We start from the raw sequence: 18713 nt of genomic DNA, 5'->3' as shown, positions 1-18713 counted from the left end.
GCGATGAAAACGACGAATAGCGGCAGCGCAACCTACGAGGGCCTTGGCAAGGACGGCAAGGGTCACGTCTCGACCGGTTCGGGCGCCTTGGCCGCCCAGCCCTATGGCTTCAACACCCGTTTCGAGGATGCACCCGGCACCAATCCGGAAGAACTGGTGGCAGCCGCCCACGCGAGCTGCTTCACCATGGCGCTTTCCTTCAAGCTTGCCGAGGCCGGTTTCAGCGATGGCCGCGTAACCACCAGCGCGGAGGTTACGCTCGAGAAGGAAGATGGCGGGTTCAGGGTGACGAAATCGGCGCTGTCGACCAAGGGCAAGGTCGCAGGGATGGACCAGGGCAAGTTCGAGGAACTGGCTGCCGATGCCAAGGAAAACTGCCCGATTTCAAAACTTCTGGATTGCGAGCTCACTCTCGAGACGACGTTCGAGGGCTGAGACTTAGAAGGGCCGGCCGGGAGGGTCGCAAACCCGACCGGCCCTTCCGTCAGGCGGCGCCTTGCGCCGTCCCCTCTCCTACCTTGTCCTGCGGCTTGGCCTCTTGGGGGATGCTTCCGAACAGCGGCCATGCAAGCTGTTCGCCCAGCGAAGTCTCCGGAAGGTTCTCGACCCCGTAGCTTTGCGGATAGCTGCGCGTGATCTTCGCGGTACCGAACAGCACGTCCCAGAAGAACAGCAGGTTCCCGTAATTGCCCTTGTAATTCACCGCCGGATCGCTGGCATGACGGCCGTGATGGGCATGGTGCGTCGAGGGCGTCGAGATCGTGCGTTCGACCACCCACATCACCGGTGAAAGCCATTTGATCGCATAAAGCGGCTTGTCCCAGGCAACATCCGAATGCGCGCCGGTAATCACCAGCAGCTTCACCACGATATAGCCCGCATATACCCAGCCCAGGCCGAGGTATATCAGGACGCCGGACAGCCAGATTCCCGGCATCATCGCGTAATAGAACAGGTTGTTACGGTACACGAGCCGGACGCTCATGTAGCGCGCGTTGTGGTGCGGGCGGTGCAGGTTGTAGAGCCAAGGGAACGTGTGTGCCGCACGGTGCCACCAGTACTGCATCATGTCGTCGAGGATCAGGAACAGCCCGATCGCCGCGAAGACGTTGAGACCCGACAGGGCGCCTTGGTACTGGGGAGCGATCAGCCCGGCCAGCGCAGCCGCACCGAACAGCACCATCGGCTGGGTGAAACCTAGCAGGGCCACAATGCTGACGATTTCCACGATACCGTCATCGCGGGTCTGCTCCGCCTTTGAAAACAGGTTCGAGCGCCACAGTTCGAGCGCCGCAAAACCGAGGTAGATGGCGAGGATGGCGATGGTCGATGAGGGCACGGGGATTCTCCGGGCAAACTTGTCGAATCCCTGTCTAGCCTTTACCGCATCGTCAGAATGTCGAGAATTTTACAATTGAGCGCGACTCGGCGCTCGCTGGTGACGCCGATGCTGTTTTCGGCGCTCGACACCGCGCTCCAGGCGCATCTGGTCCGCACCTCGCGCGAGCGCACATTTGCCGACGGACAGATCATCCAGCAGCGTGGCGATCCGGCCGATGGCTTCTGGCTGATCGAGGAAGGCGCGGTTCGCGTGGGCCAGTTCCTTCCGGATGGAGAGTTTCGTGCCGTGGCGCTGCTCGGCGCGGGCGATTCCTATGGCGAGCTGGCGGTCTTTTCCGGCAATCCGAGGATCGTCGATGCGATTTCACGCGGACAAAGCCGGTTGCGCCTGATCGCCGCGCGCCCCTTCCTCGAAGCGCTGGGCAATTATCCTGCCTCGACCCGCGCCCTGCTCGGCGCGCTGTCCGAGCAATTGCAATACAGCCTGTCGATCCTCGCCGGCCTGCGCCACGGGACCAATCCCGCGCGGCTGGCCGGACTGCTGGCCGCAATGATCGGCGAGGAGGAGCGCAGAGCGAGCGTTGCCATCACCCAGCAGGAGCTTGCCGACCTGCTCGGCGTCACCCGCGCAACCGCCAACGCGGCGCTGAAGGAACTGCAACGGCACCGGCTGGTCGAGCGCGGTTACGGTACGATCCGCATTCCCGACCGCGACCGGCTCGCGCGGTTCGCGCTCAGTTGAGCGTGAAAAAACTGAATTTCTTGGTAAATTTGCCACCACGCCTAATTGTTCAACGCTTGACTGTCGCCGCTCCACAGTTACGGTCATTGAATAGATTGGGGGTTGGGTCGTGATACTTAAGAAACTTGCGCCGGCATTTGGCATGGCGTTCCTTATTGCAGGCTGCGGCGGGGATGATGGCCCTTCAGCGGGATCGTCGCAGAATATCGCGCCCCGTTTCTCTTCCCCCGCATCCGCGACTGTGGACGAGAATAACGCGGGAACGTTCTACACTGCAGCAGCGAGCGACAGTGACGGAGACGCCCTAGACTTCTCCATTGCGGGCGGAGCAGACGCTCAATCGTTCCAGCTCACCGCCAGCGGACAACTGAGTTTCGTTGATGCTCCCAATTTCGAAGATCCCGGCGATTCTGACGGCGATAATGTGTATTCGGTAACTCTGGCGGTCAGCGATGGAAGGGCCAGTTCTACGCTCGAACTCGCGGTCACCGTATCGAATCTTGCCGATGGCGTTAATCTCGAGAGAGTTGCGACAAATCTCGTCGATGCCGTGCACATTATGGGCGAGGAAGATTCGACATCCTTGTACCTTGGAACCGAGGATGGCCAGATTTTCGCATTCGATACGGTCAACGAGACTACGAGCGACATTGGCAATATTTTTGAGAACGACATCGACCGCGGCAACGCAAGAGCTGCTGGGTTAGGGATTTTTCCTTCCGATGAGGGCGGGCTTATCGCCTATGTCATCGAGACAGCGTTCTTCGACGGAATGCATCACGTTATCACGAGGACTATCCGGGCCAACCTAGTTGGAGAATGGAGCGGCGGCAACGCGATCAGCGGTACAGTGATATCCGAGGAGCAAGCCCCGCAGATCGGAGGGTTGGTGTTGGGCGGCGGCGATAGCTCCGTTCTCTTCTTTATCGACGATGGAGGTGAGCCGTCTCGCGCGCAGGAAGAAGGAATGCTAGGGAATGTTGTAAGGGTAACACCGCGCACTGCTCCCTGCCCGGGCGCCGCTTGTGGTCCATTCATCTTCGCGCGCACCGGCATCGGCACTCACAAACCGGTCGGCGCCACCAGGGTCGGCGACCAGATCTTCTTTCTGGATCAGGGCGACACTCGTTACGACGAGATCAACCGCTTCGATATTGACGAGACCGCCATCAATTTTGGCTGGTTTTACCGTGAAGGGCGGGCCGAGGTTCAAGCGGGCGGCGTGGGGCCGTTTCGCGATCCGGTTCTGGCATACGACCGCAATGGCACCACCCATGGCAATTTCGCCGCGATCACATATACGGGAACTGCAGTGCCCAATCGCGCCGAGCAATTTCTCACCGTGACAAGTGACGGCCGGTTCTTTCAGGTTGATCCAGCAGATTTGGAATCCCAGGATGTTTCGGGCAACTCGGAACTGTCAGAGATTGTCGGCGAGTTTCAAACAGACATAGGGACGCTGGAAAACGTGAAGGGTATGGCAATCGCCAATGGGATGCTCTTCGTGCTTGACGGTGACGGCGAACTATATCGCGCAGTTTCCGAACAGCTCTGACCCAGCCTGACAATCGTCTCAGCTAGCCTCTGCTGCCGGGTTTACCTCGGTCACGCCCGAACACACGCCGCCCTCTTCGTCCTCGCTGCCGCCGAGCTGGGTCAGCACCAGCACGCCGCCGACCACCAGCACCACGAAGGCGGTGGTCACGAGGCCGAGATACTTCTCGATCACATTTTTGATCGGTGCGCCGAAAACGCGGAACAATATGCCGACGGTCATGAAGATCAGCGCGCGGGCGAACAGGCTGGAGAGCACGAAGGTGACGAGGTTCATGCCGACGAAGCCCGCCGTGATCGTCAGCAGTTTGAACGGCACCGGCGTGGCGCCTGCAATCAGGATCGCCTCGAAGTCGTATTCGCGCAAATGGCAGGCGGCGACAGGGAAGGCTTCGGTCAGGCCCAGCGCGGAAATCAGCCACACGCCGACCGTATCGTAGAGCCCCCAGCCGATCGCATAGCCGAGCAGCGCGCCCGCGACCGAGGACAAGGTCGCAACTATTGCGAACTTCACCGCCTTCTTCGGCTCGGCCAGGCACATCAGGCCCAGCAGCGGATGCGGCGGGATCGGGAAGAAGCTCGATTCGACGAAGCAGAAGAAAGCCAGCCACCACACGGCATGCGGGTGCGCGGCCTTGTCCATTGTCCAGTCGTAGAGCCCGCGCAACGGTTTCATCAGCATTGGGGGGTGATTCCTCGCGTCCCGAAAGGTGCACGCCGGATTAGGCGAGCAAGGAGCTGTTGGCAATCACCTGCGATGAACCTATTTGGTTCTTTTTGCTTGACATCGTCACGCTGTTTTGGCACATAAAGGGAACATCGCGATAGTGTGATTCACCGGCCAGCGGGTCGGAGCAAGGGCGGCCACAGGGTCGCCCTTTCGTGTTTCATGCTGTCGCCGGATCGGGAGGCCGCGCGATGGCAGAAGTCAGAACGACACAGCGACACGGCAAGAACAACGGCAAGAAGGTCAGCTCGCGCTGGCGGGAGGCCTTTATCGAGGCCCTCGCCCGGACTTCGAATGTGACGAAAGCGGCAAAGGAGGCCGGCATCGAACCCGGCCAGGCCTATCGCGAACGCCGGGAAAAGCCGCAGTTCTACCAGCGCTGGCAAGATGCGCTGTGCGAAGGTTACGACCATCTCGAGCTCGAGGTCCTGAGGCGCCTGCGCGAAGGCGACTTCGTGACCGACGACGGCAACAAATACGACTTCGCTTCGGCGCTGCGCGTCCTTGCAGCTCACCGCGACAGCGTGGCGAAAGTCCGGGCGCAGCGCAGCAATACCAGCGTCGCGGACATCCGTGCCTCCATCGATCGCAAGGTGGACGAGATTCGGCAACGCGTGGCGGCCCGCGAACAAGCCCGGTCGGAACCGCACTGACATGGGACAGGAACCCGAACCTTCCGACTGGATGGACGCCATGACTGCCGCGGACAAGCGCGCGCTTGCTCGCAAGCTGACGGCTGCCGAGCGGGATGAATGGCCTTACCACTGGCGTAAGCAGGGCCGCGAGAGCCAGTTCGCACCACCGGGAGACTGGCAGACATGGCTCGTGATGGCCGGGCGCGGGTTCGGCAAGACCAGGGCGGGCGCCGAGTGGGTACTGGAAGTGGCGGATCGCGATCCAACCGCGCGCATCGCTCTTGTCGGGGCATCGCTTGGCGAAGTCCGTTCGGTGATGGTCGAAGGAGAGAGCGGCATTCTCGCCTGTTCGCCCCCCTGGCGCGCCCCGGAATACCAGTCCTCGCTCAGGACAGTCACATGGCCCAACGGCGCCATTGCAACGCTCTATTCTGCCGCCGAGCCGGAGAGCCTGCGCGGTCCGCAGCACAGCCATGCCTGGTGCGACGAGGTGGCGAAATGGTCCAACAGCCATGAACGCGCCACGCGCAGCTGGGACAACCTCCTGCTTGGGCTCAGGCTCGGCAAGGACCAGCGGATCATGGCGACCACCACGCCGCGCGCCGTCCCGCTGCTGCGCCGCCTGCTCGATGAGAAGCGCACGCAAGGTCTGGTGCTGACGCGCGGGGCGACGCGGGACAATGCCGCGAACCTGCCGACCAAGTTCCTCGCCGCGATGGATGCGGAATTCGGCAATAGCGCGCTGGGCTTGCAGGAGCTCGACGGAATTTTGCTCGAAGATATCGATGGCGCGCTGTGGAGCCGCTCGTTGCTCGATAGGTGCCGCGCTTCCAGCGCGCCTCAAGGTAACCGGCGTGTCGTGATCGGGGTCGATCCCCCGGCCAGCTCCAAAGGCGACGAATGCGGCATCGTGGCCTGCGCGCTGGACAAGAACGGCAATGGCCTTGTCCTCGCAGACTGCTCGATCGGTCCCGCCTCACCCGAACAATGGGCCCGCGCCGTGGCCGAAGCTGCAAGCGTGTGGGATGCCGACCGCGTGGTCGCCGAAGCCAACCAAGGCGGCGACATGGTCGCAAGCGTCCTGCGCGCCGCCGATGTGTCGCTGCCGCTAAAGCTGGTGCACGCCAGCCGCGGCAAGGCAGCAAGGGCCGAGCCGGTCGCCGCGCTCTACGAAGCGGGCCGGGTGAAGCACGCCGGAATGTTCGCGAAGCTCGAAGACCAGCTCTGCGGGCTGATGGCGGGCGGCGGTTACGAAGGCCCGGGACGCTCGCCGGACCGTGCAGACGCGCTCGTCTGGGCGCTTACGGAATTGATGCTCGGCAAAGCCAAGAGGCCGCGGGTCCGGCAGGTTTAGCACGGTCCGAGCGCTGGCTCAAAATCGAGATACTAAAGGCAGATATCGCAAATAGCCGCGTCTGGAGTGACGACGCCAGCGCCGAAGGCAAATGGGTTCTTACAGTGAAGGCACTCATATGTCGGAACGCCGGAGTTTGTTCGGCGCTGCGACGAGGCCGCTTTCGCTTGATGATGCTTATGCGATTTAATTGGTCCGCTCATTACGAAAACTTGCCCCTTAATCTTGAGCGTAAATGCCTAATAAGTTTGATCTTTCGATTTCCCTAACGGCCCGATTTTCGACGTTCCACTATCTCGGCTTCGAACTCTAGGAGCATCACATGTCCTTCCTCACCAGTCTCGCCACCGCCTTCAAGGGCGGGGGGCAATCGCGCGTGCCTGTCAGCCGCGGCTTTATATCGCCCTGGGCGACTGCCTTCGATGCGGCCCCGGGTCATGCGCCCTTCGACTACAGCCGCGAGGTGGGCGAGGCCTATCTCGCCAATCCGGTGGCGCAGCGTGCGGTGCGGATCGTGGCCGAGGGTGTCGGCGGCGCGCCTGTCATTTATCCCGACGAAAAGTTGCGCAGGCTCATCGAATGCTCCTGCGGGTCGCAGCCGCTGTTGGAAGTGCTCGCCGCGCATCTCGCGCTGCATGGCAACGCCTTTGTCCAGATCATCAAGGACGGGGCGGGCGTGCCGGTCGAACTCTACCCTCTTCGTCCCGAGCGGGTGCAGGTGGTGGCGGGCGAGGATGGCTGGCCGAGCGCTTATCGCTACATCCTCGCCGACCGCACGCTGACGCTGCCGCTTGAGGACGAAGACGGGTGGCCCAACGTCATTCACCTCAAGGGCTTCCACCCGACCGACGATCATTATGGCGCAGGCTGCCTTGCCGCTGCCGCGCCCGCAGTCGCCATCCACAATGCAGCGAGCGTATGGAACCGCGCTCTGCTCGACAATGCTGCGCGGCCCAGCGGCGCACTGGTCTATGACAGCGGCGATGCGGCGGGCCTGTCGGCCGAGCAGTTCGACCGGCTGAAGGCAGAACTCGCCGCCGCCTTCCAGGGCCAGGGCAATGCGGGCAGGCCAATGCTGCTCGAGGGCGGGCTCGATTGGAAGGCGATGAGCCTTTCGCCCGCCGACATGGATTTCGCCACGCTCAAGGCAGCCGCCGCACGCGATATTGCGCTCGCCTTCGGAGTTCCGCCCATGCTGCTCGGCCTGCCGGGCGACAACACCTATGCCAATTACCGCGAGGCCAACCGCGCGCTGTGGCGGCTCACGCTGCTGCCGTTGCTCTCGAAGATACTGAAGGGGCTGCAAGCGGGCATGAGCGACTGGTTTGCCGAGCCGCCGAGCGTCGATCTCGACCGTGTCCCCGCGCTCGCCGACGACCGCGAGAAGCTCTGGAGCCAGGTGACCTCTGCCGATTTCCTAGATGCGGACGAGAAGCGCGAGCTGCTCGGACTGCCAGCCAGAAAGGTACAGCAATGACTCGTGAAGACATGCTCGCGCGGCTGGTCGCGCAGGCCGATACGCAAGGCGCGGACCTCGTGACCCTGCGCGCCATCGTGGAGGAATCCAGCGAACTGGGCGCGCGCCGCGTGCTCGGCCGGCTGGGTCTCGACGATGCGGATGCTCAGGACGACATCGACGAACTGCGCGAGCTGCTTTCCGCCTGGCGCGATGCCAAGGCCAGCGCGTGGAAGGCGGCGATCGAGTGGATCGTGCGCGGCGCTCTCGCGCTGTTGCTGGTCGGGATCGCGGTCCGCCTCGGCGCGGGCGAGATGCTTTCGTGAGCGCTCTTCGCATCGCTGGCTATGCCGCCCTCTTCGACAAGCCGGACGGCGCGCGAGACATCATCCGTCCCGGCGCCTTCCATCGCACCTTGGCCGAACGCCGCGAGCCCTTCCCTCTCTACTGGCAGCACCGTCCCGACCAGCGCATCGGCTGGATCGAAACCGCGGGCGAGGATGCGCGCGGATTGCGCATCATTGCCAGCATCGACAACCCGCAAGGGCGCGCAGCCAAGCTGCTGCGCGAGCGGGCGGTGAACGGCCTCAGCTTCGGCTACCGGGCGCGCGGCTTTCGCAAGACCGCAAATGGCCGCGAGCTCGCCGATATCGAACTGTTCGAGGTCAGCCTCGTCACGCATCCCCTGCAGGATAGTGCCCGGGTGCATTTTTTGTCAGACCCTCAAACGCCGGGCGCGACCCGTCCGGGTCGCTTGGCTTCGGCCTGACCGGCCGACGCGCAGTCGCGCTTTGGCTGCCGCGTCCAAGAACACACCCATTTACCCTCGCCGCCTTCCGGGCGGCTTTTTTGTGCCCTGAAGAAAGAGGAATTCCTATGGATACCCCCACGACTACCCCTGACGCCGCCGAAGCCAGCTTCGACATCGTCGCCCGTCAGGACAAGACCGAAGCCGACATGGTTGCCCTGCGCAGCGACGTTGACGAGGTTAGGGCCCGTGTCGACAAGATCGCACAGGCCGCGACGCGCGCCGCCCGTCCGGCAATCGGCGGCACCGATGAGGCCGCACCCGAAGTGAAGGGCTTCGTCAATGGCTACCTGCGCCGCGGCGCTACCACCGAAATCAAGTCGATCAGCGGTTCGGTGCCGTCGGACGGTGGCTATGCCGTGCCGCGCCAGATCGATGCGATGATCGCCCGCGAGCTGACCGAGATCAGCCCGATCCGCGCTATCAGCCAGGTCGTCCAGACGGGCAGCGCCGGCTATCGCAAGCTCGTCACCACCGGTGGCACCGCCTCGGGCTGGGTGAGCGAGACTGCGGGCCGCCCCGAAACCGATGCCCCGAACTTCGCCGAGATCGCCCCGCCTACCGGTGAGCTCTATGCCAACCCCGCGGCCAGCCAAGCCATGCTCGACGATGCCGGTTTCGACCTCGAAAGCTGGCTCGCCAGCGAGATTGCGATGGAATTCGCCCGTGCCGAAGGTGCTGCCTTCGTCGGCGGTAGCGGTTCGAACCAGCCGATGGGCTTCCTCTCCTCGCCCGTTTCGACTGCCGAGGACGCGGTGCGCGCTTTCGGTACGCTGCAGTATATCGGCTCGGGCGATGCCGACGGCTTCGACACCAATCCCGACGCCAAGCTGATCGACCTCGTACACACGATGAAGGCAAGTCATCGTCAGGGCGCAAGCTTCGTGATGAATTCGGCCACGCTTGCCGAAGTCCGCAAGCTCAAGACCGCCGACGGCGCCTTCCTGTGGCAGCCGGGCCTTGTCGAAGGGCAGCCAGATCGCCTGCTCGGCTATCCGGTGGTCGAAGCAGAAGACATGCCCGATATCGCGGCAGGCGAATATCCGATCGCTTTCGGCAACTTCCGCCACGGCTATTTGATCGCGGAACGCAGCGCGACGCAGGTGCTGCGCGATCCCTTTACCAACAAGCCCTTCGTCCACTTCTACGCCACCAAGCGCGTGGGCGGCCAGGTGCTCGATTCCAACGCGATCAAGCTGCTCAAGATCGAGCTCTGATCCGCGACGCGCCCGCGCCGCCCCCCCTTCGGCGCGGGCGCACTTTTCCAGCCGACCATTGCGAGCTGTTTATGAAACACATTTCCGCCCCGCCGAGCCTGAGCGGAGCGCCGCTTGCCGAACTCAAGCGCTGGCTATCGATCGGCACGGCACATGAGGACGAATTGCTGACCGAACTGATCGCCGGCGCGCTGGCGCTATGCGAACGCTTCACCGGCACGGTCCCGTTCAAATGCGAGGTGCGCGAGACCATGCTGTCCGCCGCCGTCTCTCACCGGCTGTCGGCAACACCTTGCATCTCGCTGATCGACGCCACTGCAATCGACGGGCTCGACGCACGGCTGCTGACCGCTGACGACTATTCGCTCACGTTCGAGGCCGATGGCTGCGCGACATTCACTCTCGCCGGCGAAATCCCCGAAGCTCGCCTCGAGCTGCGCTATTACGCCGGCGCGGCAAGCGAATGGGAGGACCTCGACGAGGGTCTGCGCCACGGCGTCATCCGGCATGCAGCCCACAGCTTCCGCGAGCGAGAGCGAGGGGAACCGGGCCAGCTGCCCGCAGCCATCGCAGCGCTCTGGAGACCATGGCGAAAGCTGCGGCTGTGAGCGCGCTTGTGGACCGGCTGCAGGCACGCGCCGAACGCATCGCACTCGAACGAGCCGAACGCCTGCTGCGCCGCAAGCGCGTCGACTGGCGAGACCCTCGGCAGCTGTGGCCCGAATTTCTGAAAGGAGCGCTGTAATGGAGAGTGCCCTTCGCACTTCGCTTGTCGACTGGCTCGCCAGCGACACCGAACTATCGGCATCGCTCAACGCCGTGCAGGAAGAGGGGCCCTCGCCCGCACCTGCACCCACACTGTCCATCGCGGCAAGCGCGTCGGCCGACTGGTCGACCAAGACCAGCACCGGGCGCGAAGTGCGCCTGGCGCTGGAGCTTCTCGACCGCAGCGACGACCCCGCCGCGAGCGCCGCCATCGCAACCCGCATCGAACAGCGCATCGCCACCATGGCTCCGGCCCAGCCAAGCTTTCGCATCGTGAGCACGCAGTTCCTGCGCAGCCGCGTGGAACGCCGCGCGCGATCAATCCGGGCGGTGCTTCTCGAATACCGCTTCCGTCTTCTTTCGACTTCCTAGGAGTTACCAATGACAGCACAAAAAGGTGCCGCCTTCCTGCTCAAGATCGGCGACGGCGGTTCGCCCGTGACTTATGAAATCGTAGCCGGCCTGCGCACGACGAACATGTCGATCAACGGCGACACGGTGGTGGTCACGCACAAGGAGAGCGGCGGCTGGCGCGACCTGCTTTCGGGCGCGGGGACGCGATCGGTTTCGGTGAGTGCCTCGGGCATCTTCCTCGGTTCGGATGCGGAAAATGCAATCCGCGCCCATGCGCTCGCCGGTACGATCGACGACTATGAGCTGAGCTTCGAGGACGGCGCGAAGATGCAAGGGTCCTTTCTGGTCGAGCGGCTCGATTATTCCGGCGACTTCAATGGCGAGCGGACGTATTCGATGCAGCTCGAAAGTTCGGGCGCCGTGGTGCCCGCGTGACCCAAGCTCAAGCAGCCGAAGGCGGTAGCGCAACAGGAAACCCAGCCAGGGGCGAAACCTCGATCCATGTGGGAGGGCGCGAGCTTGTCTTGCGCCCCACATTCGATGCGTTGTGCCGGGCGGAGGAAGAACTCGGCTCGCTCTTCGCGCTCGTTGAACGCGCCGCTGCAGGCGAGCTACGCCTGTCCGAAATCGCCGCCCTGTTCTGGCATTGCCTCGCCAGACCGGGCGTTGTCGAGCGCGCCGATGTCGGTGAAGCGGTCGTCGAGATGGGCGTGGCCCGTGCATCGGTCCCGCTCAAGCTGCTTCTCGGCCAGGTTCTTCGCGGGCGCTGAATGGCAGAGGATTTCTCGGGCTGCGCAGTCAGGCTGTCCGGCATGGCCGCACGCCTGCTCGGCTGGACGCCCGACACCTTCTGGAATGCGACACCTGCAGAACTTGCCGCCTCTCTCGGGCCGGTCGAGCAGGCCGACGCGCCGCCCAGCCGCGATGAGATCGCGGCGATGATCGAAAGGGATCGCAATGGAAGATGATTTCGAACAGCTCGTCGTGTCGGTGCGCGCCGAAACATCGGGCTTTGCGCAGGACGTGGCCCGCATGAAGAGCGATTTCGACAGCTCGCTGCTGCCCGGTTTCGACAATGCAGGAAAGGTCTTGCAGCGCAGCCTGAAGAGCGCCTTGCAAGACGGGAAGCTGGGTTTCGAGGACCTCAAGCGCACCGCCCTTGCCGCGCTCGACGAAATCGCCGCGAAGGCGCTTTCAGGAGGGCTCGAGCAGATCTTTGCAGGTCTGGGCGGAGGAAGCGGAATCGGCGGAATACTGACTGGCCTGTTCGGCCTCCCCGGACGCGCGACGGGGGGACTTGTCTCGCCCTCGACGCCTTATCTCGTGGGCGAGCGCGGGCCGGAACTGTTCGTCCCGGACAGCGCAGGGCGGGTCGAGAGGAACGCGTCTATCGGCGGCACGCGCAACGACGTGCGCGTCTCTATCAACCTGCCCCAGCCGCGCGGAAGCTCTGCGCCCGCTTCGCTCCAGCGGTCCTCGCGCCAGGTGGCGAGCGCAGTACGTCGCGCGCTAACGGCCTAGGAGGCGAACAATGGCATTCTGGCTAGCCTCCGAGCGGAGGCGACAGCATTCCGACTGGATCCAGCGCTTCGATCCGCGATTCTGGACGGTGAACTTCCCGCGCCCGATGATGGCGAGCGTCGTCACAACGTCGCATGACGCGATGCGGGTGGACGCCGAGTTCTATCACGAGGGCGAACTTGCAGGGCTGATCTGGGAAAGCGAGGACACGCTCGACCACCCGCTCCTCGCTTACGCGACCCGCCGCGACTACGCGCATTGCGTGCTGCGGTTTCGCTGGCGCTCGTCGGGCCTGATCGCGCTCGACCAGCCCAATGGTCCGACGCTCACGATCGAGGGCCGCGATGCAAACGGCATCTCGCGTGCCTGGTATATCCGTTTGTGGAATTTCGCCAGTGGCACAATCGAAGACGCACTGATCGAATTGCCCTTCAGCGAGCTTCAGTCCGGCTATGCCTTGCCCGGCGAAGCGATCGAGCCGGGCGACATTGACCGCATGTTCATCAGCCTTGCGCCCCAAGGCTATGTCGAGGGTTCGAGCGAGCGACTGTCCGCAAGGCAGGATGCATGGGCGGAGATTTCCGACATCTCCTGCGAAGGCGAAGGCGCCATGCTCGAGATCAGCGATGTGATGATCCCCGCGCATGGCGAGCAGATGGCGACGGCCTATGACGATGCCTTCAACCAGACTCCGGCACGCCTGCTGCGGCAGGTCGAACAGCTCGGCTACCGCGGGCGGATCGTCCACTATGTCGGCATGAGCCATTATTACCGGCTCCAGGACACGGCTTCGCTGGTGAAGTATGCCGGCGAATTGTGCGGCCCTGCCACCAGCTGGCACGCGGATTTCTTCGCTCGCTCGGTTGAGATGGGCTTCGCTCCGATCGCCTCGCTGTCCTTCGAGCTGCTGGCGCAGGACTGCCCCGACTGGTGGGAGCAGCGCGACTGGAACTGGGGCTTCGGACGCACCGGATGGGACCCGCCTTCGGCCCTGCTCTCGCCGCTCAATCCGAGCGCGATGACCTTCCTGCAATCGGTCGCTGTGAACTTTGTCGCCCTGCTCGAAGGGGCGGGCGCCAAGGTCCTGTTCCAGATCGGCGAACCATGGTGGTGGGTCCAGTCGAATACGGGCGCACCATGCATCTATGACGCGAAAGCACGCGCCGAATGGGGCGGTGACATGGTCGCGATTACCGACATGCGCCAGCCGCTCGACGCGGATCAGAAGGCACTGCTCGACCGCGCCGGTCAGGCGCTCGCCGATGCGACCGCAGCGCTGGCGCAGGCCGTACGCGATGCGGCCAGTGAAGAGGCCGAGATCCTGCTCCTCGCCTTCACGCCGACGGTGCTCGATCCCGAAATGCCCGAACTGTACCGCGCCAACCTTCCGAGCGGCTGGGCATGGCCGGCTTTCGACAGGTTGCAGCTCGAGGACTACGACTGGCTCACCAGCGGCGCTGATGCTGCGCGCAAGGCAGCGCTGGAGTTCGTCGAGGCGCGCCTCGGCTACCCGATCGAGCGGCAGGATTACCTCGCCGGTTTCGTGCTCGACCAAGCCGATGCCCATGTCTTCTGGCCGCGCATCGACCGCGCACTCGACGATGCACGCGAGCGCGGCATCTCCCAGCGCTTCGTCTGGGCGCTGCCGCAGGTTTTGCGCGACGGATACACAAGATTGCCCACTTACGAGGAGGACGAGGTGAACGCCTTCGACGATGTCGCCTACCCGCTGGCACTGGGGCGCGATGCCTCTGCCAGCCCCGAGTTTTCGACCAGCGTCGCCGTGACCGCTTCGGGCCACGAGCGCCGCAATGCACTCTGGAGCGATGCACGCATGCGCTATGACGTCGGCCCCGGCGTCCGCTCGCAGGCGGAGCTGCGCGTGCTGCTCGAGTTCTTCCGCGCACGGTATGGCCCAGCTCGCGGATTTCGCCTGCGCGATCCCTACGACTTCAGCTCGAACGGAGGCGACGGCCAACCGACCGCATTCGACGAGATAATCGGCACTGGCGACGGAATGCTTGCCGATTTCCAGCTTCGCCGGAACTACGGCGATCAGCAGCGTCCGATTACCCGTCCCGAGGATGGCAGCATTCTCGTCAGTATCGACGGCCAGCCCGCATCCGGCTGGACGCATGTCGGCAAGGGCGTGATCCGGTTCGACGCAGCTCCCGCCGCGGGATCGGAAATCCGCGCAGGTTTCCTCTTCGATGTGCCTGTACGCTTTGCCGAAGACCGGCTCGACATTTCCGGCGCAACCTTTGCCGCAGGCGAAGCGCCTTCTGTGCCGCTGATCGAAATCCGCGAGACATCATGAGCCGCATCTTCTTCGACCGCGATCTCGATACGGTCGCCGCATATTGGCGCATCCACCGCAAAGACGGAGTGACGCTGGGTTTCACCACGCATGACCGCGACATCTGGTTCGGCGGGGTCCTGCATCGCGCGGCGCCGGGCATGCTTCCCTCTGCCATCCGCAAGTCGATCGATCTCGCCGACGACGAGGCCGAAGTCGAAGGCGCACTAGGTCACGACACGATCAGGCCGGGCGACCTTGCGACCGGCCGGTTCGACGGTGCGCGGGTGGAAACCGGCGTTATCGACTGGGAGACCCTTGAAAGCGCAAGCCTCTATTCGGGCTCGATCGGGTCCGTCAGGCAAGATGCGGCGGGGTTTTCCGCGCAGCTGCAGTCGGCCAAGGCCGATCTCGAAATCGACCCTGTTCCGCGCGCAAGCCCCTCTTGCAGGGCACGCTTCTGCGGTCCGGGCTGCACGCTGTCGTCCGCAGCATTTACGATCCGAAGCACCGTCGTGTCGGTCGACCTGCTCGCGAATACGGTCCAGCTCGACCTAGCCAATCATACCGCATACTCGCTTGGCGAACTGCGCTTTCTCGACGGACCGCAGACCGGATTGGTCATGCGCATCGTCGCCGAGAGAAGCGGCAAGCTCGAACTCGACCAATTGCTCGATCCGGCAACCGCTGTGGGCCAGCGCGTGCTGCTGCGGGAGGGCTGCGACAAGACGGTCGCGACCTGTGCATCGCGCTTCGCCAATGCGATCAACTTCCAGGGCGAACCGTTCCTGCCGGGCAACGACCTGCTCGCCCAGTACCCCCAGCCGCGATGACTTCGCTTGCCGAGCGCTTCGCGGCCGAGGCGGAGCGTCTGGAGGGAGCGCGCTTTCGCTTGCACGGACGCGAACCATGCACCGGGCTCGACTGCGCGGGGCTGGTTGCCTGCGCGCTGGAAAATGCCGGTGGCCCCAAGGCAGTTCTGCCGCCTTACCACCTGCGCAATCTTTCCATCGCTCCCTTCGCGGCAGCGGCACTTTGCTGCGGCTTTGAGGAAATCTCTGGCGCAATCCTTCGCGGAGACCTCCTGCTCGTTACTCCCGGCCCGGACCAACAACATCTCGTCATTGCGCTCGGACGCAATCGCTTCGTCCACGCGCACGCAGGTTTACGCCGCGTCGTGCTCCAGGGCGGGCTGCCGGCATGGCGATCTCTCGCGCAATGGCGCCTCACCAGTGACTAGAAATTGATCATGGCAACCTTGGTTCTTACCGCGGTGGGCAGCCTGTTCGGGCCCATCGGCCAACTGGTCGGCTCGCTCGCCGGCAACGCCATCGACAGCCAGCTTTTCGGCCCGGATGACCGTGAAGGTCCGAGGCTCAAGGAACTCGCGGTTACCGGCTCGAGCTATGGAACTCCGATAGCCCGGCATTACGGGTCGATGCGAGTTCCCGGAACGATAATCTGGTCGACCGACCTGCAGGAGCATCGCGACAAGCAGTCAAACGGCAAGGGTCAGCCGAAGACGGTGACCTATAGCTATTCGGTCAGTTTCGCAGTCGCGCTTTCGAGCAGGCCGATCAACCGCATTGGCCGCATCTGGGCAGATGGCAACTTGCTGCGCGGGGCGAATGAAGATCTGAAAACCGCAGGGACTTTGCGCGTCTATCAAGGCCGGATGGACCAGCCGTGCGATCCCTTGATGGAAGCCGCGCTCGGTTCGAAATGCCCAGCCTTCCGCGGCTGCGCCTATGCCGTGTTCGAAGATCTCGACCTGACCGATTTCGGAAACAGGATACCCGCGTTGAGCTTCGAGGTGATCGCTGGAGACGGTTCCCGCCTGATCGAAGAGTTGCTTGTCGATACCGATGCAGAAGTCCGCGAAGGAACCGAATTCCCGCATCTCACCGGCTTCAGTCACGAGGGCGGCAGCCTTCGCAGCGTTATCGGGACCGTTAATCGAATTCATCCGCTGGCATCGGACATTTCAGGCCAGGGCCTAGCCTTCAGCGGCGAGCCGGGCCTTGCGAACCAGCCCATATCCCTGTCTGGGCCGGCAACCTGGGACGAAGGCGAGTTCGGCAAGCAGAGCGGGCTTGCCCGCACCCGCTCGGAGGGTGCCCGCAGGACCTTTTCAGCGCTGCGCTATTACGATCCAGCGCGCGACTACCAACCGGGCGTGCAACATGCCGATGGCGACAACCGCGAGGTGCGCACCTACCAGTTCCCGGGCGCGCTGCGAGCTAGCGACGCCCTGGAACTGGTGTCGCGAGCAAGATCGCGCGGAACTGCACAGTCCGACAATCTCTATTGGCGTACGGGCGAGTTGGACCCGGCGCTCGGACCGGGCAGTCTGGTTACGCTGCCAGACACGGCCGGGCTCTGGAAGGTCGTTGGCTGGGAATGGCGAACGAACGGCGTCGAGCTAGAACTCGCGCGGCATCGAAACACCGAAGCTGCCGGGATCATTGCCGACCCGGGCGCGGGTTGGGTGCCACCGGATCGCAGCGTCGGTCCGACGACCCTGCAGGTTTTCGAGACCCCCTGGGACGGTCGCGGCAGTGCATCCCAGCGTCAGGTTTACGCCGCGGCGACGTCTTCCGGAGATCTTTGGCCCGGTGCGGCCTTTTTCGCCGTGCGCGATGGCGCCCTGGTCGAAACGGGGCAGACCCTCAATCAACGCGCGGTCATCGGCACGCTAGTCGATCTGATGCCGCCCTCCTCTGCTCTGCGATTCGAACCTTCCGCTCAGCTTCTTGTCGACCTGGTCGATGCCCAGGCTGAATTGACCAGCACGGACATGGCCGGCCTCGCATCTGGCGAAAACCGGATGCTCGTGGGCGAGGAGATCATCCAGTTCGCCAATGCCACACCGCTGGATGGCGGAAGATGGCAATTGCAAGGGCTGCTCCGAGGCCGGGGCGCCACCGAGTTCGAGGCCGGGCAAGGCCATCAGTCGGGCGCCTTGGCCATTCTCCTCGACCGGGGACTCTCGCCGCTGACGGAAGAAGGCCTGGCTGCTGGAGGGGAATCTTATGCCGCGCTTGGCCTCGGCGACGACACGGCGGTTATTGCGAATCTGGAGAATCCAGGCGCTAGCCTGCGCCCCCCTTCCCCCGTGCATCCGGTCATTTCCTTATCGTCCGGCGGCTCGCTGCTCCTGGAATGGACCCGCCGCGCGCGCGGCCAGTGGGACTGGCCGGCCGAAGTCGAGCTGCCGCTCGTCGAACAGGCGGAAAGCTATCAGGTCGGCTTCGGTCCGCTCGACCAGCCGGTTGCGCTCTGGACCACGCCCACACCCTCTCTCGCAATCGAAGGGGGAGAGGCTGCCGCTCTCATGCTGGCGAGCCCCGACCTCGAATTCTGGGTGCGGCAACAAGGCAGTTTCGCCCTCTCTCGCCCGCTTTCGCTGGGACGCCCCGAGTGACAGCCAATTTCGGAGAACACAGATGACGAATATCGCGAGCTATACTTCCACAACCGCGCGCCATTCATTGCCCCTATTATTCGCCGGCCAGGCCCAGAAGGAGTTCGTCGTCAATGAAGCCTTGGCGCGCCTGGACCTGCTTACCCAGCCAAACGTCGTCGATGAGCGTGCCGATCCCCCGACGAGCGTCGTCGCTGGCGATTGCTACCTCATCGCGGCCAACGCCACCGGCGAATGGGCGGGCAATGACGGTGCGCTGGCCGGATGGGACGGAACCCAGTGGACTATGGTCGCTCCGAAGCAAGGAATGCTCATTCGAGATACATCGCAAGCGACCTGGCTCATATTCTCGGATGGGTGGCAGCGACTGGCCGCGCCTGCCGAGCCGTCGGGAGGGAGCGTCGTCGATGTCGAAGCACGCGACGCCCTGGCCAACCTATTGTCGGCACTGAAGGAATTCGGGTTATTTTCCTGAGCCCTGCGGGAACCGCTATACGGTTGCGGCGTTGGGCCAGCGTC

The 18713-nt window shown here is 63.8% G+C and carries 23 protein-coding genes; 21 read left to right on the top strand and 2 right to left on the bottom strand.

Annotated elements, in window-relative coordinates; genetic code table 11:
- Positions 1 to 3: 3 nt before the first annotated feature.
- Positions 4 to 435, top strand: coding sequence for an OsmC family protein (locus tag K3136_RS09540; protein WP_221430083.1), 432 nt, complete (start codon positions 4 to 6; stop codon positions 433 to 435).
- Between the two features lie 49 nt (positions 436 to 484).
- On the opposite strand, the gene K3136_RS09535 is transcribed toward K3136_RS09540, so the two are convergent.
- Positions 485 to 1339, bottom strand: a complete 855-nt coding sequence (locus K3136_RS09535) for a sterol desaturase family protein (RefSeq protein WP_221430082.1) — start codon at positions 1337 to 1339, stop codon at positions 485 to 487.
- Positions 1340 to 1414: 75 nt separating this feature from the next.
- Here K3136_RS09535 and K3136_RS09530 point away from each other — a divergent pair, with 75 nt between their 5' ends.
- Both K3136_RS09530 and K3136_RS09525 read left to right on the top strand, forming a co-directional pair.
- Entirely contained in the window at positions 1415 to 2083 is a 669-nt protein-coding gene (locus K3136_RS09530) for a Crp/Fnr family transcriptional regulator (protein ID WP_221430081.1), read from the top strand.
- Between the two features lie 142 nt (positions 2084 to 2225).
- Positions 2226 to 3638 carry an Ig-like domain-containing protein gene (locus K3136_RS09525; protein ID WP_221430080.1) on the top strand — a complete coding sequence of 471 codons (1413 nt, stop codon included), beginning with the start codon at positions 2226 to 2228 and terminating at the stop codon, positions 3636 to 3638.
- An 18-nt stretch (positions 3639 to 3656) separates the two neighbouring features.
- Here the strand turns inward: K3136_RS09525 and K3136_RS09520 are convergent, their stop codons facing one another.
- Entirely contained in the window at positions 3657 to 4319 is a 663-nt protein-coding gene (locus tag K3136_RS09520; RefSeq protein WP_221430079.1) for a YqaA family protein, read from the bottom strand.
- A gap of 236 nt (positions 4320 to 4555) precedes the next feature.
- On the opposite strand from K3136_RS09520, the gene K3136_RS09515 reads away from it, so the two are divergent.
- The 18 genes from K3136_RS09515 to K3136_RS09430 all read left to right on the top strand — a co-directional run bounded on the left by K3136_RS09515 (position 4556) and on the right by K3136_RS09430 (position 18669).
- Positions 4556 to 5017, top strand: coding sequence for a hypothetical protein (locus K3136_RS09515; protein WP_221430078.1), 462 nt, complete (start codon positions 4556 to 4558; stop codon positions 5015 to 5017).
- A 1-nt stretch (position 5018) separates the two neighbouring features.
- Positions 5019 to 6353: a DNA-packaging protein gene (locus K3136_RS09510; RefSeq protein ID WP_221430077.1), complete on the top strand. Its 1335-nt coding sequence runs from the start codon at positions 5019 to 5021 to the stop codon at positions 6351 to 6353.
- Between the two features lie 322 nt (positions 6354 to 6675).
- Positions 6676 to 7830, top strand: coding sequence for a phage portal protein (locus tag K3136_RS09505; RefSeq protein WP_221430076.1), 1155 nt, complete (start codon positions 6676 to 6678; stop codon positions 7828 to 7830).
- Positions 7827 to 8135 carry a DUF6127 family protein gene (locus K3136_RS09500; RefSeq protein WP_221430075.1) on the top strand — a complete coding sequence of 103 codons (309 nt, stop codon included), beginning with the start codon at positions 7827 to 7829 and terminating at the stop codon, positions 8133 to 8135. The genes K3136_RS09505 and K3136_RS09500 overlap by 4 nt, the downstream gene beginning before the upstream one ends.
- Entirely contained in the window at positions 8132 to 8578 is a 447-nt protein-coding gene (locus K3136_RS09495) for an HK97 family phage prohead protease (RefSeq protein ID WP_221430074.1), read from the top strand. Before K3136_RS09500 ends, K3136_RS09495 begins: the two co-directional genes overlap by 4 nt.
- Before the next feature lie 107 nt (positions 8579 to 8685).
- Positions 8686 to 9834, top strand: coding sequence for a phage major capsid protein (locus tag K3136_RS09490; protein ID WP_221430073.1), 1149 nt, complete (start codon positions 8686 to 8688; stop codon positions 9832 to 9834).
- A gap of 71 nt (positions 9835 to 9905) precedes the next feature.
- Positions 9906 to 10442: a head-tail connector protein gene (locus K3136_RS09485; protein ID WP_221430072.1), complete on the top strand. Its 537-nt coding sequence runs from the start codon at positions 9906 to 9908 to the stop codon at positions 10440 to 10442.
- Complete coding sequence (locus K3136_RS09480) at positions 10439 to 10579, top strand: hypothetical protein (protein WP_221430071.1); 141 nt, start codon at positions 10439 to 10441, stop codon at positions 10577 to 10579. The genes K3136_RS09485 and K3136_RS09480 overlap by 4 nt, the downstream gene beginning before the upstream one ends.
- Entirely contained in the window at positions 10579 to 10971 is a 393-nt protein-coding gene (locus K3136_RS09475; protein WP_221430070.1) for a DUF3168 domain-containing protein, read from the top strand. Before K3136_RS09480 ends, K3136_RS09475 begins: the two co-directional genes overlap by 1 nt.
- 9 nt (positions 10972 to 10980) lie before the next feature.
- Complete coding sequence (locus K3136_RS09470) at positions 10981 to 11388, top strand: phage major tail protein, TP901-1 family (RefSeq protein ID WP_221430069.1); 408 nt, start codon at positions 10981 to 10983, stop codon at positions 11386 to 11388.
- Positions 11385 to 11723, top strand: a complete 339-nt coding sequence (locus tag K3136_RS09465) for a gene transfer agent family protein (RefSeq protein ID WP_221430068.1) — start codon at positions 11385 to 11387, stop codon at positions 11721 to 11723. The genes K3136_RS09470 and K3136_RS09465 overlap by 4 nt, the downstream gene beginning before the upstream one ends.
- Complete coding sequence (locus K3136_RS09460; protein WP_221430067.1) at positions 11724 to 11921, top strand: phage tail assembly chaperone; 198 nt, start codon at positions 11724 to 11726, stop codon at positions 11919 to 11921.
- Positions 11911 to 12474, top strand: coding sequence for a tail tape measure protein (locus K3136_RS09455; protein ID WP_221430066.1), 564 nt, complete (start codon positions 11911 to 11913; stop codon positions 12472 to 12474). The genes K3136_RS09460 and K3136_RS09455 overlap by 11 nt, the downstream gene beginning before the upstream one ends.
- 10 nt (positions 12475 to 12484) lie before the next feature.
- A complete protein-coding gene (locus tag K3136_RS09450; RefSeq protein ID WP_221430065.1) occupies positions 12485 to 14791 on the top strand; it encodes a DUF2460 domain-containing protein in 2307 nt (768 codons plus the stop codon).
- Positions 14788 to 15603, top strand: a complete 816-nt coding sequence (locus K3136_RS09445; RefSeq protein WP_221430064.1) for a DUF2163 domain-containing protein — start codon at positions 14788 to 14790, stop codon at positions 15601 to 15603. Before K3136_RS09450 ends, K3136_RS09445 begins: the two co-directional genes overlap by 4 nt.
- On the top strand, positions 15600 to 16010 hold the full coding sequence (locus tag K3136_RS09440; protein ID WP_221430063.1) for an NlpC/P60 family protein: 411 nt from the start codon (positions 15600 to 15602) through the stop codon (positions 16008 to 16010). The genes K3136_RS09445 and K3136_RS09440 overlap by 4 nt, the downstream gene beginning before the upstream one ends.
- A 9-nt stretch (positions 16011 to 16019) precedes the next feature.
- Positions 16020 to 18194 (top strand): GTA baseplate fiber-binding domain-containing protein, encoded by a 2175-nt coding sequence (locus K3136_RS09435; RefSeq protein WP_221430062.1) that lies wholly within the window; start codon positions 16020 to 16022, stop codon positions 18192 to 18194.
- A 22-nt stretch (positions 18195 to 18216) separates the two neighbouring features.
- Positions 18217 to 18669: a DUF2793 domain-containing protein gene (locus K3136_RS09430; RefSeq protein WP_221430061.1), complete on the top strand. Its 453-nt coding sequence runs from the start codon at positions 18217 to 18219 to the stop codon at positions 18667 to 18669.
- Positions 18670 to 18713 lie beyond the last annotated feature (44 nt).

It is taken from the genome of Qipengyuania gelatinilytica (assembly GCF_019711315.1).
GTDB classification, from domain to species: Bacteria; Pseudomonadota; Alphaproteobacteria; order Sphingomonadales; family Sphingomonadaceae; genus Qipengyuania; species Qipengyuania gelatinilytica.
This window is presented reverse-complemented; position numbering and strand designations above follow the sequence as displayed.

Coding starts and splice junctions, on each gene's coding strand:
- K3136_RS09520 (WP_221430079.1), bottom strand. CDS start 4,319: ATGCTGATGAAACCGTTGCGCGGGCTCTACGACTGGACAATGGACAAG.
- K3136_RS09485 (WP_221430072.1), top strand. CDS start 9,906: ATGAAACACATTTCCGCCCCGCCGAGCCTGAGCGGAGCGCCGCTTGCC.
- K3136_RS09490 (WP_221430073.1), top strand. CDS start 8,686: ATGGATACCCCCACGACTACCCCTGACGCCGCCGAAGCCAGCTTCGAC.
- K3136_RS09430 (WP_221430061.1), top strand. CDS start 18,217: ATGACGAATATCGCGAGCTATACTTCCACAACCGCGCGCCATTCATTG.
- K3136_RS09455 (WP_221430066.1), top strand. CDS start 11,911: ATGGAAGATGATTTCGAACAGCTCGTCGTGTCGGTGCGCGCCGAAACA.
- K3136_RS09525 (WP_221430080.1), top strand. CDS start 2,226: ATGGCGTTCCTTATTGCAGGCTGCGGCGGGGATGATGGCCCTTCAGCG.
- K3136_RS09470 (WP_221430069.1), top strand. CDS start 10,981: ATGACAGCACAAAAAGGTGCCGCCTTCCTGCTCAAGATCGGCGACGGC.
- K3136_RS09500 (WP_221430075.1), top strand. CDS start 7,827: ATGACTCGTGAAGACATGCTCGCGCGGCTGGTCGCGCAGGCCGATACG.
- K3136_RS09435 (WP_221430062.1), top strand. CDS start 16,020: ATGGCAACCTTGGTTCTTACCGCGGTGGGCAGCCTGTTCGGGCCCATC.
- K3136_RS09505 (WP_221430076.1), top strand. CDS start 6,676: ATGTCCTTCCTCACCAGTCTCGCCACCGCCTTCAAGGGCGGGGGGCAA.
- K3136_RS09515 (WP_221430078.1), top strand. CDS start 4,556: ATGGCAGAAGTCAGAACGACACAGCGACACGGCAAGAACAACGGCAAG.
- K3136_RS09450 (WP_221430065.1), top strand. CDS start 12,485: ATGGCATTCTGGCTAGCCTCCGAGCGGAGGCGACAGCATTCCGACTGG.
- K3136_RS09510 (WP_221430077.1), top strand. CDS start 5,019: ATGGGACAGGAACCCGAACCTTCCGACTGGATGGACGCCATGACTGCC.
- K3136_RS09460 (WP_221430067.1), top strand. CDS start 11,724: ATGGCAGAGGATTTCTCGGGCTGCGCAGTCAGGCTGTCCGGCATGGCC.
- K3136_RS09440 (WP_221430063.1), top strand. CDS start 15,600: ATGACTTCGCTTGCCGAGCGCTTCGCGGCCGAGGCGGAGCGTCTGGAG.
- K3136_RS09445 (WP_221430064.1), top strand. CDS start 14,788: ATGAGCCGCATCTTCTTCGACCGCGATCTCGATACGGTCGCCGCATAT.
- K3136_RS09475 (WP_221430070.1), top strand. CDS start 10,579: ATGGAGAGTGCCCTTCGCACTTCGCTTGTCGACTGGCTCGCCAGCGAC.
- K3136_RS09540 (WP_221430083.1), top strand. CDS start 4: ATGAAAACGACGAATAGCGGCAGCGCAACCTACGAGGGCCTTGGCAAG.